Genomic DNA, 12,144 nt, shown 5'->3' with positions numbered 1-12,144 from the left:
GGCGCAGCAGTTCGGCCGGCTGCAGGCTGGGCTGGCGCAGCATGCGCTGCTCGGCCGCCGCGCCGCTGGTGGGGATGTCGGCCAGGCCGTCGCCGTCCAGGTCCGGCAGGTTGCGGATATGGTCGAGCAACGCCTGCCATTCCTTGAGTTCCTGCACGCCGGGGGTGTCCGGGTCCTGGTCGATGATGGCGTCTTCGATGCGCGGCAGCGGACGGCCGGCGGCGTCCTTGGGCACCACGTCGAGCAGGCCCTTGGTCAGGTCCGGCACCAGCCAGGTGAAGCTGCCGACGTAGCTGGTGGCGCCGATGCTGTAGAGGCGCGGGTCGTCCAGATCCAGCTCGCGGTAGCCGTTGACCGGGTCGCCGATCTCGATGCGGCTGACGCGGTCGAACGGCACGCGCCAGGGGTTGTAGCTGAAGCGCACGCCGGACACCCGCGGGTAGTAGCTGCGGCTGTCGCGCAGCTGGTAGGCGAGCAGCAGCACCTCCAGCATGGTCTTGATCTCGCGCGCGCTGACGTGGACCTTGATCAGCGGGTAGCCGGGTTCGTCGTCGAACTGGCCGATGCCCAGCGGGGCGATGCGGAACAGGTCGGAGACGCTCTGCACGCCGTGGCGGCCCTTGATCAGGTCGTCGCGGATGGTGCCGTTGCCGGTGAAGGCCAGGTCGGCGCCGGCGGCGTGGCGCAGGGCGTCGGTGACCAGGTTGGCCAGGGTGGTATCGGTGAAGTCGCGGCCGAGGCGCTGGTCGACCTTGGCCAGCGGCTGGTCGAAGCGATAGCCCTTGGGCGCCAGCATGCGCTCGCTGACCACCTGCTTGAAGTCCTCGACCTGGGCGGTGATCGCCGCATCGCCGGCGATGCGGTCGTCGAGCGGGTGCAGGCGGTAGTCACGCAGGCGCGGCACGCCGTCGGCGCCGAGGCTCATGCGCAGCTCGCCGAGGTACTGGATTTCCGAGCCGGCCTGCATCACCGGGGTGCGCCCATTGACCAGCACCGGCTGCGGCAGCGCCACGTGCGAATGGCCGCCGACCACTATGTCGATGCCCGGCACCTGCTCGACCAGCTCCACTTCCTCGCCGCGCCAGCTGCCGTCGGCCTGCTGGGTGACGCCCATGTGCGAGAGCAGGATGACCACCTCGGCGCCCTCCTCGCGCAGCTTGGCGACCATGATCTTGGCGGTCTCTACAGGGTCGGCGAAGGTCACCGGCTTGATCATCGGGCTGACCGCCACGGCGTTGTTGCCGAGCAGGCCGAACAGGCCGAAGCGGATGCCGCCGCGCTCGATCAGCTGGTACGGCAGGATGCGCCCGGCCTCGAAGTGCGCCTGCAGGCTGTCGTCCTCCTTGCGCGCGGGGTCGAAGCGGATATTGCTCGACAGCAGCGCCGGCAGCGCCTCGCCCTTGGCCCTGTGCGCGGCGCCGATCATCGCGGCGAGGCCGGCGGGGCGGAAGTCGAATTCGTGGTTGCCGAGCACCGCGGCGTCGTAGCCCAGCTCGCTCATCAGGCGCAGCTCGCTGCCCATCTCGCGGGCGACGGTGTGAAACAGCGTGCCCATGGTGAAGTCGCCGCCATCGAGCAGCAGCACCGCCTCGCCCTCGGCCGCCGCGCGGCGCTCGCGCAGCAGGGTGGCCAGGCGCGCGACGCCGCCGACCGTGTCGTCGTCGTTCAGCGTGGCCGGGCTGTATTCGTTGTCGGGGCCGAAGCCGAGCAGGCGCGATTGCCAGTCGTTGCTGTGCAGGATGGTGAAGCTGCGTTCGGCGGCCGCCAGCGGGGCGGCGCTCAGCAGGCCGGCGAGCAGCAGGGTGGGAAACAGGCGCATGGACGATCCTTGACGATGACTGCGGCGAAGTATGCAGCAAGCCGCCGACAGCGGCAGCGACCGATCGGGCCGCGGCTTGTCGCCAATCGGGTCAGGCATTCATTGCCACAGGTCAGCGCCGCAGACCGGCACAGCGACTAGGCTGAAAGCAGGACAGCGAAGCGGAGAAGAGCGATGGATCACTTTCACCTGATGCTGGTGCTGCTGATCGGCGGCTTCGTGCTGCTGGGGGTCGGCTTCAACTTCCGCGAACACGAATGGGGCGTGCGCGTGCTCGGCCTGGGGGTGTTGCTGATGCTGGTGCCGATTGCGCTACGGGTGCATCTGGCATTGGCGTAGATCGGGCGCACCCTACCGTTTCCAGCGCTCGGCGGCGCTCTGGTCGCTGCAGCGGCCTTCGACCCAGCGCGGGCCTTCGCTGGTGTCTTCCTTCTTCCAGAACGGCGCGCGGGTCTTCAGATAATCCATGACGAAGTTGCAGGCGTCGAACGCGGCCTGGCGGTGGGCGCTGCTGGTGCCGACGAAGACGATGGGCTCGCCCGGCTCCAGGCGACCGATGCGGTGGATGATCTCGATGCCCAGCAGCGGCCAGCGCGCGCGCGCCTCGTCGGCGATCTTGGCCAGGGCCTTCTCGGTCATGCCGGGGAAGTGTTCGAGGAACATGCCGCCGACGTCGCGCCCTTCGTTGAAGTCGCGCACGTAGCCGACGAAGCTCACCACCGCGCCGATGCCAAGGTTGGCGGCGTGCATGGCGTTGAGTTCGCTGCCGGGGTCGAAGGGTTGGGCTTGGACGCGGATGGTCATGCGGGCGTGTCTCGTTTGATGAGGGCTGAGGTCAGGGTCGGTCGGCGGGCTCTTGGTGAGCCGATTGGTGGGCTGAAGCCCACCCTACGCGGAACGCCGCCCGACCGCTCCTACAGGGGTATCAGCCGCCGGTAACGGTGGGGAAGAAGGCCACTTCATCGCCTTCGGCCAGCGGCTCGTCGAGACCGCACAGTTCCTGGTTGCGCGCGCACATCAGGTTCTGCTCGCCGAGCACCTCCCACTCGCCGCCACGGGCCAGCAGGTGCAGGCGCAGTTCGTCGAGGCTGGCGAAATCGCCGCTGAGTTGCTCCTCGTCGCGGCCCAGGGCTTCGCGGTAACGGGCGAAATACTGCACGCGGATCATGCTGGCTCCTCCGCCTTGTAGTGGCCGCTCTTGCCGCCGAGTTTCTCCAGCAGGCGCACGTTCTCGATGACCATGCCGCGGTCCACCGCCTTGCACATGTCGTAGATGGTCAGCGCGGCGACGCTGGCGGCGGTCAGCGCCTCCATCTCCACGCCGGTCTGGCCGGACAGCTTGCAGCGCGCGGTGATACGTACGCAGTCATCGCCCTCTGCGCTCAGCTCGACCTTGACCCCGGTGAGCATCAGCGGGTGGCACAGGGGGATCAGGTCGGAAGTTTTCTTCGCCGCCTGGATGCCGGCGATACGCGCCACGGCGAACACGTCGCCCTTGGGGTGCTCGCCGGCGACGATCATCTGCAGGGTGGCGGGCAGCATGCGCACGCGCGCTTCGGCAGTGGCCTCGCGAAAGGTGGTCGCCTTGTCGGTGACGTCGACCATATGCGCGCGGCCTTGGGAATCGAGGTGAGTCAGCACGGGAAAGCTCCAGGCGGGGATCGGCCGATTGTAAACCCCTGGGTCAGGATTTGGCAGGCATAAAAAAGCGATGCCGCGTCATATGCCGGGACTCCACCCAGCTTCTGTAGCAGCGGATTTATCCGCCACCATCGCGGCTGAAGCGGAACGCCGCCCGGCCGCTCCTACAGGGCGCGCAAATAATAACGCCCCTGCTCTTGCGAACAGGGGCGCGAGCGCTCAACAGCCCGAGCGCTACATATGGGTTTCCGCGTATTCGGCGAGGATCGAGCGCGGCACCCCTTGCAGGGTGATGTGCACGCCGTGGGGGAAGTCCTTGAAGCGTTCGGTGAGGTAGGTCAGGCCCGAGCTGGGCGCCGACAGGTAGGGGGTATCGATCTGCGCCAGGTTACCCAGGCACACCACCTTGGAGCCGTTGCCGGCGCGGGTGATGATGGTCTTCATCTGGTGCGGGGTGAGGTTCTGGCATTCGTCGATGAGGATCAGGCTCTGCTGGAAGCTGCGCCCGCGGATGTAGTTGAGCGACTTAAATTGCAGCGGCACCTTCTGCAGGATGTAGTCGACGCTGCCGTGGGTGCTCTCGTCGTCCATGTGCAGGGCTTCGAGGTTGTCGGTGATGGCGCCGAGCCAGGGCTCCATCTTCTCCGCCTCGGTGCCGGGCAAAAAGCCGATCTCCTGATCCAGCCCCTGCACGCTGCGGGTGGCGATGATGCGCCGGTAGCGCTTGCTGACCATGGTCTGCTCGATGGCCGCGGCCAGCGCCAGGATGGTCTTGCCGGAACCGGCGGCGCCGGACAGGTTGACCAGGTGGATGTCCGGGTCGAGCAGGGCGAACAGCGCCAGCGACTGGTACACGTCGCGCGGCTTGAGGCCCCAGGCTTCCTGGTGCAGCAGCGGCTCCTGGTGCATGTCGAGGATCACCAGCTCGTCGCCCTTGATCGCCTTGATCCAGCCGACGAAGCCCTGCTCGTCGAGGATGAACTCGTTGATGTGCACCGCCGGCAGGTTGTCGGTGAGCTGCACCCGGTGCCAGGTGCGGCCGTGGTCCTGGCGGGTTTCCACCTTGCTGACGCGGTCCCAGAAGGAGCCGGTCATGTCGTGGTAGCCCTTGGACAGCAGGGAGACGTCGTCCACCAGCTGGTCGGTGTGGTAGTCCTCGGCATCGATACCACAGGCGCGCGCCTTCAGGCGCATGTTGATGTCCTTGGTCACCAGCACCACGGACAACCCCGGATTACGCGATTTCAGCTCCACCAGCTGGTTGATGATCTTGTTGTCGTTGAGGTCTTCCGGCAGCCAGGTGATGGGCGCCGCGCGCTTGCTCATGAGAATCGACAGACGCCCGCAGGGGCCGCTCTTGCCGCGCTGGATGGGTACGCCGTGCTCCACGTCGTCCGGGCTGGCGACACCGAGGATCTGATCGATGAGGCGGATGGCCTGGCGGCATTCGGCGGCGACGCCGTGCTTGCCGGATTTCAGCTTGTCGAGCTCCTCCAGCACTGTCATCGGGATGGCGACGTGGTGCTCTTCGAAGTTCAGCAAGGCGTTCGGATCGTGGATCAGGACGTTGGTGTCGAGGGCGTAGAGGGTTGGAGCGGTGGGCTTGGAGCGTCCGTGGTCATCCATACTCGGTCACCTTCTTGTAGTAGCCAAGCGACGCAATACCAAGGCGGTGCTGCGCCGCGGAGAGGCCGCCGACTCCTCAGTGCCGGGGCTGAGAAGGTGCAAGCAAGGTGAGGGCCAGTGGCCGCCACCTGTCTGCAGGTTTCGGCGGTCTTGCTGTTTAATTACTCCAATTCAGGTGACAGAAAAACGTTTTTTTGTGGTTTTACCGGTTTATTTGTCGCCGCGACAAATAGCGCTTGGCGGGCTCCGGCGACGCCGTTACAGTCCGAAGTCCCACCCGTCGTTTTTCGCCCTCAGCCGTGGCCGACCTCGGCGCAGCGATTGACCTCCACCGTGACGTGCACCAGCTCGGCAAAGCCCGCCAGACGGGCCTTGTAGCGATCAGCCGTGGTTTCGCCATGGGTCACCACGCTGACGATGCAGGCGTACTGGGCGCGACCGACGCGCCACAGGTGCAGGTCGGCCAGTTCGGTGTCGTGCTCCTGCTCCAACGCGGTGCGCACACGCTCCACCAGGGGGCTGTCCATCTCGCGGTCGAGCAGCACCTTGGCGGTCTCCAGCAGCAGGCCCTTGGCCCACACCGCAATGATCAGCGCGCCGACCACGCCCATCAGCGGGTCGAGCCAGTTCCAGCCCAGCCACCAGCCGCCGAGCAGGGCGAGGATCGCCGCCACCGAGGTCAGGGCATCGGCCAGCACGTGGAGGAAGGCGGCGTGGCGGTTGAGATCGCGCCCGCCGGCTGGCGCGTGATCGTGATCGTGATCGTGATCGTGCCCAGCATGGCCGTGGCCATGACCCCGGGCGTGGCCATGCTCGTGCTGGTCGCGCAGCATCCAGGCCGACACCAGGTTGACCAGCAGGCCGAGCGCCGCCACCGCCAGGGCCATGTCGAAGGCGATCGGCTGCGGCCGCCACAGGCGCCACAACGACTCGACGGCGAGCAGGGCGATCACCACCAGCAGCAGCACGGCGCTGGCGAAGCCGGCCAGCACCTCCACCTTCCAGGTACCGAAGGCGAAGCGCCGGTCGTTGGCATAGCGCCGCGCCAGCAGGTAGGCCAGCGCGGTGAGACCAATGGCGAGCATATGCGAGGCCATGTGCCAGCCGTCGGCGAGCAGGGCCATGGAGTTGAAGGCGTAGCCGGCGGCGATCTCCACCAGCATGGTCGCGCCGGTCAGCGCGGTGACCCGCCAGGCCTGGCGCTCGGCCGTGGACTCCAGCGGGCGATAGTCGTGGGAAGGCTCCCAGCGCGAATGGTTGCAGCTCGTCATGACGACTCCCTGTGCGAGGTTCGCCGCCACACTACAACCCCGGGGCGGCCCCGGGGTCAAGCCGGCGCCTGGCGCCCGGTCCTGCACACCAGGTTCCGGATTGCCTCCGGGCTGGGCGCTGCGGTCGTTGTCCTGACTCAATCGCCCCTATAGGTGGTCTTGCCCGGCCCCAGCTTCTAGAATCGCCGCCAGACTTTCAGGAGCAGATGTCCATGCTGATGGTGATTTCACCGGCCAAGACCCTCGACTACGAGACCCGGCCGGCCACGCCGCGCTTCACCCAACCCGAACACCTCGACCACGCCCAGGAACTGATCGAGCAGCTGCGCGACTTCAGCCCGGCGCAGATCGCCGAACTGATGCACCTCTCGGACAAGCTCGCCGGCCTCAACGCCGCGCGCTTCGGCAGCTGGCAGCGGCCGTTCAATCCGTCCAACGCCAAGCAGGCGCTGCTGGCATTCAAGGGCGACGTCTACACCGGGCTGCATGCCGAGGACTTCTCCGAGGACGATTTCGACTTCGCCCAGGCCCACCTGCGCATGCTCTCCGGCCTGTATGGCGTGCTGCGCCCACTGGACCTGATGCAGCCCTATCGCCTGGAGATGGGCACCAAGCTGGTCAACGGCCGCGGCAAGGATCTCTATGCCTTCTGGGGCGAGCGCATCAGCGGCTGGCTGAACGAGGCGCTGGCCGCCCAGGGCGACGAGGTGCTGCTCAACCTGGCGTCCACCGAGTACTTCGGCGCGGTCAAGCGCAAGGCGCTGAAGGCGCGGATCATCGACACCGAGTTCAAGGACCTGAAGAACGGCCAGTACAAGATCATCAGCTTCTACGCCAAGAAGGCCCGCGGCCTGATGGCGCGCTACGTGATCAAGGAGCGCCTGACCAACCCCGAGGGCCTCAAGGACTTCGACTACCAGGGCTACCGCTACTCGGCCGAGCATTCCAAGGAAGACAACCTGGTGTTCCTGCGCGACCAGCCGCAGGACTGATCCTCACCTCGCGGCCCGGCGCTCTGCCCGGCCGCCTCCTCTGCCGCCGCAGCGACTGGCCTGCCTGGCCGTCCCGCAGCCCTGGCCATCGAAGCCGTGGCGCCCCCATGAACCTTGGTTCCCGCCAACAAAACCCGCACGCCTTGGCAATTTCGACGCCGGCCTGTTTTAGCGCGAGCCATTGCCCGTCCTTAGTTACCCGCTAATTGCACGCCAATTAAACTGCAAAGTGCCATCGTGCAATTTGCAAGTTGCCATTAATTTGCGATCAATTAATCGTTCAGCTTGCGTTCAGGAACAGGACGAACGGTAGGAACTATCGCAAAAGTCATGCACTCATACAGCCCGTAACACATTTCAATACATAACTTTCTTGCCACTTTAAACTGCCACCATGCGAATCAACCTTCGCTGGGCGGTTTCGCCCGGAAGAAAGTAGACGGGCCACCAGAGGGAGATAGACACCCGCGCAAGAGTACCGAAACAGAGGCCTCCACTCGGGCCGCACAGATAATATCCAAGGGCCACCACTTTATATAAAGGCCCACATTTGGCGCCACTTCCGGCGCCCTACCCTACTTATGCCTGAAGGAACTTGCTGACGCAAAAACAGCAAGTTCGCAGAACAGTTTTGGCCATTTGGCCAGTATTTGAAAACGCATCGAACGGACGAGGTGAATACCATGCGAATCAGTATTTTCGGTTTGGGTTATGTGGGCGCCGTGTGCGCCGGTTGTTTGTCGGCCCGCGGCCACGAGGTGATTGGCGTGGATATCTCCGCGCACAAGATCGAGCTGATCAACAACGGCAAATCGCCCATCGTCGAACCGGGCCTGGAGGAACTGCTGCAACAGGGCCTGCGCCAGGGTCGCCTGCGCGGCACCACCGACGTCGCCGCCGCCGTGCTGGAGAGCGACGTGTCGTTCATCTGCGTCGGCACGCCGAGCAAGAAGAACGGCGACCTGGAACTGAACTACATCGAAGGCGTGTGCCGCGAGATCGGCTACGCCCTGCGCGACAAGCCCGGCCGTCATACCGTGGTGGTGCGCAGCACGGTACTGCCGGGTACCGCGAAGAACGTGGTGCTGCCGATTCTCGAGGATTGCTCCGGGAAGAAGGCCGGGGTCGACTTCGGCCTGGCGGTCAACCCCGAGTTCCTCCGCGAGAGCACCGCGATCAAGGACTACGACTTCCCGCCGATGACCGTGATCGGCGAACTGGACAAGGCCTCCGGCGACCTGCTGGCCAGCATCTACGGCGAGCTGGACGCGCCGATCATCCGCAAGGACATCGAAGTCGCCGAGATGATCAAGTACACCTGCAACGTCTGGCACGCGGCCAAGGTCACCTTCGCCAACGAGATCGGCAACATCGCCAAGGCGGTCGGCGTCGACGGCCGCGAGGTGATGGACGTGATCTGCCAGGACCACAAGCTCAACCTCTCCAAGTACTACATGAAGCCCGGCTTCGCCTTCGGTGGCTCCTGCCTGCCCAAGGACGTGCGCGCGCTGAACTACCGCGCCGGCAGCCTGGACGTCGAGGCGCCGCTGATCGGCTCGCTGATGCGCAGCAACGCCGCCCAGGTGCAGAAGGCCTTCGACATCATCGCCAGCCACGACACGCGCAAGGTCGCCCTGCTCGGCCTGAGCTTCAAGGCCGGCACCGACGACCTGCGCGAGAGCCCGCTGGTGGAACTGGCCGAGATGCTGATCGGCAAGGGCTATGACCTGGGCATCTACGACCGCAACGTCGAATACGCCCGCGTCCACGGCGCCAACCGGGACTACATCGAGTCGAAGATCCCGCACGTGTCCTCGCTGCTGGGCAGCGACCTCGACGCGGTGATCGCCAAGGCCGACATCATCGTCCTCGGCAACGGCGACGAGCGTTTCGCCAAGCTGGCCGCGCAGGCTCCCAGCGGCAAGCGGGTGATCGACCTGGTCGGCTTCATGCCGCACGCCAGCAATGGCGTGGCCGAAGGCATCTGCTGGTAAGGCCAAGCGTGCCCGCGCGCCCTGCGCGCGGGTACCGAGAGACGCATATGGACAAGCTCAAGAACGGCCTCAACCACGCCAGCGGCTGGCTGCTGTACCTCAGCGCGCTGATGCTGCTGGCACTGGCCCTGCCACGTACGGTGTTCGACCCCGAATCGCGGGACTTCCTCCTGCTGATCGGCATCGTCGGCATCTGGCGTTATTCCATGGGCGCCTTGCATTTCGTGCGCGGCTGCCTGTTCCTCTACCTGGTGTATCCCTGGTATCGCCGCAAGGTGCAAAGACTCGGCAAGGATGCCGACCCCTCTCATGTCTTTCTGCTGGTCACCAGCTTTCGCATCGAGGCGCTGACCACCGCCATGGTCTATCGCTCGGTGATCCGCGAGGCGATCGACTGCGGCTACCCGAGCACCGTGGTGTGTTCGATCGTCGAGCTGTCCGACGAGCTGCTGATCAAGACGCTTTGGGCCCAGGCCCAGCCGCCGGCGCACGTCAAGCTGAACATCGTGCGCATTCCCGGCACCGGCAAGCGCGACGGCCTGGCCCACGGTTTCCGCGCCATCTCCCGGCAGCAGCCGGATCGCGATGCGGTGGTGGCGGTGATCGACGGCGACACCGTGCTCGAGCCGGGCGTGGTGAGCAAGAGCGTGCCCTGGTTCAAGCTGTTCCCCAACGTCGGCGGGCTGACCACCAACGAGTTCTGCGAGGTGCGCGGCAGCTACCTGATGAGCGAGTGGCACAAGCTGCGCTTCGCCCAGCGCCACCTCAACATGTGCTCGATGGCCCTCTCCAAGCGCGTACTGACCATGACCGGGCGCATGTCGGTGTTCCGCGCCAGCGTGGTGACCGACCCCGAGTTCATCCGCGACGTGGAGAGCGATCACCTCGAGCACTGGCGTCTGGGCCGCTTCCAGTTCCTCACCGGCGACGACAAGTCCAGCTGGTACAGCCTGATGCGCCTGGGCTACGACACCTTCTACGTGCCGGATGCGGCGATCAACACGGTCGAGCATCCGCCGGAGAAGAGCTTCATCAAGGCCAGCCGCAAGCTGATGTTCCGCTGGTACGGCAACAACCTGCGGCAGAACTCGCGCGCCCTGCGCCTGGGCCTGAATCGCCTCGGCGCCTTCACCAGTCTGGTGCTGCTGGACCAGCGCGTGTCGATGTGGACCTGCCTGCTCGGCCTGTGCGTGGCGATCATCGCCAGCATCAAGTACAGCCTGATGTACCTGTTGATCTACCTGCTGTGGATTGGCAGCACGCGCCTGGTTCTGACAGTGCTGCTGATGCTCTCCGGCCACCGCGTCGGCCCGGCCTACCCGGTGCTGCTCTATTACAACCAGATCGTCGGCGCCCTGGTGAAGATCTACGTGTTCTTCCGCCTCGACCAGCAGTCCTGGACGCGCCAGAACACCAAGCTCAACCGCGGCCTGTCCAGCTTCGCCAACTGGTTCAACAGCTGGTCGTCGCGCGCCATGACCTTCTCTGCCTCCTGTGTATTCATCGCCGCGCTGTTGGCGCTGGTATGACCGAACTCGAATAGGAACTAGCCACCATGAACTCAGTCGCCAACCTCAACGTCGTCCATGAGTCCGAGGCCCAGCGCCAGCACGCCCGGGTCAAGCTGCCCGGACGCCTGCGCTACAGCAATGCCCAGCGCGAACGCATCGACGTGCGCCTGCTGGATGTCTCCGCCGGCGGCTTCAGCTTCGCCAGCGAGCGCACCGCGCACAAGGTCGGCGATTTCCATCGCGGCCAGCTGCAGTTCCAGCTCGACAGCCTGGTGCTGGGCCTGGACATGGATTTCCAGGTCTGCTCGGTGCAGCCCGAACAGGGCCGCGTCGGCTGCCAGTTCCACAACCTCGGCACCCGCGAAACCGCCGCCCTGCGCCACCTGATCAGCGCCCACCTGGCCGGCGAGCTGGTCAACGTCGGCGAGGTGCTGCACATCCTCCAGCGCGAGAACTTCACCAAGGCGCGCAAGAACGGTGCCGGCGGCGGCATGGGCCTGTTCGGCCGCCTGCGCGCGGTGACCTTCAGCACCGCGATCTTCCTCGTCGGCCTGGCCGCCTTCGGCTACATCGGCAAGTCGATCTACGGCCTGTACTTCGTCACCCACGCCCAGTCGGCGCAGATCAGCCTGCCCGCCCTGCAGGTGACCATGCCGCGCGAAGGCAGCGTGCAGAGCCTGGTGCAGCCCGACGGCATCGTCGAGAAAGGCGCACCGATCGCCACCTTCACCACCAGCATGCTGGAGATGCTCAAGGGCCATCTGGGCGAGGAGCAGCTCGAGCCGAGCCAGATCGAGGCACTGTTCAGCCGCGAGATGCAGGGCACCCTGACCAGCCCGTGCAACTGCAAGATCGCCCGCCAGCTGGTGGCCGACGGCCAGTTCGCCAGCAAGGGCGACGTGATCTTCGAACTGGTGCCGCAGGACGGCATCGCCACCGTCAGCGCCAGCTTCCCCTACCGCCATCTGGAACAGGCGCGCCCGGGCACCCCGGTGAGCTTCAAGGTGGCCGGCGAAGACCAGCCGCGCCGCGGCGAGATCGTCAGCAGCAGCCTGCACGACGGTGGCCTGTCCGCCGACATCCGCGTGCAGATCAAGCCCGAACAGACCCTGCCCGCCAGCCTGGCCGGCCAGCCGGTGGACGTGGTCATCGACCGCGGCCCGTCGCTGAGCTGGCTGGTCGACCGGGCCATCGCCGCCGGACGTTAACGCCATGTCTCTGCCTCTTCTCCGCCCCACCCTGCTCGGCCTGGCCGTGAGCGCCGCCCTCGCCGGTTGCGCCGGCCTGCCC

11 protein-coding genes are annotated in these 12,144 nt (G+C 66.0%); 5 read left to right on the top strand and 6 right to left on the bottom strand.

Annotated elements, in window-relative coordinates:
* The coding region (locus N878_RS01650; protein ID WP_021441942.1) for a bifunctional UDP-sugar hydrolase/5'-nucleotidase at positions 1 to 1,819 on the bottom strand (1,819 nt) is incomplete at its 3' end.
* Positions 1,820 to 1,993: 174 nt separating this feature from the next.
* Between N878_RS01650 and N878_RS28815 the strand changes: the two genes are divergently transcribed.
* The gene (locus tag N878_RS28815) at positions 1,994 to 2,158 is read left to right on the top strand and encodes a hypothetical protein (RefSeq protein WP_021441941.1); all 165 of its coding nucleotides are present in this window, start codon (positions 1,994 to 1,996) and stop codon (positions 2,156 to 2,158) included.
* A 12-nt stretch (positions 2,159 to 2,170) separates the two neighbouring features.
* Here the strand turns inward: N878_RS28815 and moaE are convergent, their stop codons facing one another.
* The 5 genes from moaE to dmeF form a co-directional block, all read right to left on the bottom strand.
* Positions 2,171 to 2,623 (bottom strand): molybdopterin synthase catalytic subunit MoaE, encoded by a 453-nt coding sequence (moaE, locus tag N878_RS01645; RefSeq protein WP_021441940.1) that lies wholly within the window; start codon positions 2,621 to 2,623, stop codon positions 2,171 to 2,173.
* Positions 2,624 to 2,744: 121 nt separating this feature from the next.
* Positions 2,745 to 2,987 carry a MoaD/ThiS family protein gene (locus tag N878_RS01640; RefSeq protein WP_021441939.1) on the bottom strand — a complete coding sequence of 81 codons (243 nt, stop codon included), beginning with the start codon at positions 2,985 to 2,987 and terminating at the stop codon, positions 2,745 to 2,747.
* The gene (gene moaC / locus N878_RS01635; RefSeq protein ID WP_021441938.1) at positions 2,984 to 3,460 is read right to left on the bottom strand and encodes a cyclic pyranopterin monophosphate synthase MoaC; all 477 of its coding nucleotides are present in this window, start codon (positions 3,458 to 3,460) and stop codon (positions 2,984 to 2,986) included. Before moaC ends, N878_RS01640 begins: the two co-directional genes overlap by 4 nt.
* Positions 3,461 to 3,694: 234 nt before the next feature.
* Positions 3,695 to 5,086, bottom strand: a complete 1,392-nt coding sequence (locus tag N878_RS01630) for a PhoH family protein (protein ID WP_021441937.1) — start codon at positions 5,084 to 5,086, stop codon at positions 3,695 to 3,697.
* Between the two features lie 293 nt (positions 5,087 to 5,379).
* Positions 5,380 to 6,357, bottom strand: a complete 978-nt coding sequence (dmeF, locus tag N878_RS01625; protein WP_021441936.1) for a CDF family Co(II)/Ni(II) efflux transporter DmeF — start codon at positions 6,355 to 6,357, stop codon at positions 5,380 to 5,382.
* Positions 6,358 to 6,569: 212 nt separating this feature from the next.
* On the opposite strand from dmeF, the gene yaaA reads away from it, so the two are divergent.
* The 4 genes from yaaA to N878_RS01605 all read left to right on the top strand — a co-directional run bounded on the left by yaaA (position 6,570) and on the right by N878_RS01605 (position 12,062).
* Positions 6,570 to 7,349 carry a peroxide stress protein YaaA gene (gene yaaA, locus N878_RS01620; protein WP_021441935.1) on the top strand — a complete coding sequence of 260 codons (780 nt, stop codon included), beginning with the start codon at positions 6,570 to 6,572 and terminating at the stop codon, positions 7,347 to 7,349.
* A 683-nt stretch (positions 7,350 to 8,032) separates the two neighbouring features.
* Positions 8,033 to 9,343, top strand: a complete 1,311-nt coding sequence (gene algD, locus N878_RS01615) for a GDP-mannose 6-dehydrogenase (protein ID WP_021441934.1) — start codon at positions 8,033 to 8,035, stop codon at positions 9,341 to 9,343.
* A 47-nt stretch (positions 9,344 to 9,390) separates the two neighbouring features.
* Entirely contained in the window at positions 9,391 to 10,872 is a 1,482-nt protein-coding gene (locus tag N878_RS01610) for a glycosyltransferase family 2 protein (RefSeq protein ID WP_021441933.1), read from the top strand.
* Between the two features lie 26 nt (positions 10,873 to 10,898).
* Positions 10,899 to 12,062 carry an alginate biosynthesis protein Alg44 gene (locus N878_RS01605; protein ID WP_021441932.1) on the top strand — a complete coding sequence of 388 codons (1,164 nt, stop codon included), beginning with the start codon at positions 10,899 to 10,901 and terminating at the stop codon, positions 12,060 to 12,062.
* The last annotated feature ends 82 nt before the right edge of the window (positions 12,063 to 12,144 follow it).

It is taken from the genome of Pseudomonas sp. EGD-AK9 (genome assembly GCF_000465935.2).
GTDB lineage: Bacteria > Pseudomonadota > Gammaproteobacteria > Pseudomonadales > Pseudomonadaceae > Aquipseudomonas.
Note: the sequence above shows the minus strand (reverse complement) of the source record. Positions and strands in the feature narration are given on the sequence as shown.

Excerpts from the sequence above, each read along its gene's own strand:
- N878_RS01605 (WP_021441932.1), top strand. The coding sequence starts at position 10,899 with ATGAACTCAGTCGCCAACCTCAACGTCGTCCATGAGTCCGAGGCCCAG.
- algD (WP_021441934.1), top strand. The coding sequence starts at position 8,033 with ATGCGAATCAGTATTTTCGGTTTGGGTTATGTGGGCGCCGTGTGCGCC.
- yaaA (WP_021441935.1), top strand. The coding sequence starts at position 6,570 with ATGCTGATGGTGATTTCACCGGCCAAGACCCTCGACTACGAGACCCGG.
- N878_RS01610 (WP_021441933.1), top strand. The coding sequence starts at position 9,391 with ATGGACAAGCTCAAGAACGGCCTCAACCACGCCAGCGGCTGGCTGCTG.
- N878_RS01630 (WP_021441937.1), bottom strand. The coding sequence starts at position 5,086 with ATGGATGACCACGGACGCTCCAAGCCCACCGCTCCAACCCTCTACGCC.
- N878_RS01640 (WP_021441939.1), bottom strand. The coding sequence starts at position 2,987 with ATGATCCGCGTGCAGTATTTCGCCCGTTACCGCGAAGCCCTGGGCCGC.
- dmeF (WP_021441936.1), bottom strand. The coding sequence starts at position 6,357 with ATGACGAGCTGCAACCATTCGCGCTGGGAGCCTTCCCACGACTATCGC.
- moaE (WP_021441940.1), bottom strand. The coding sequence starts at position 2,623 with ATGACCATCCGCGTCCAAGCCCAACCCTTCGACCCCGGCAGCGAACTC.
- N878_RS28815 (WP_021441941.1), top strand. The coding sequence starts at position 1,994 with ATGGATCACTTTCACCTGATGCTGGTGCTGCTGATCGGCGGCTTCGTG.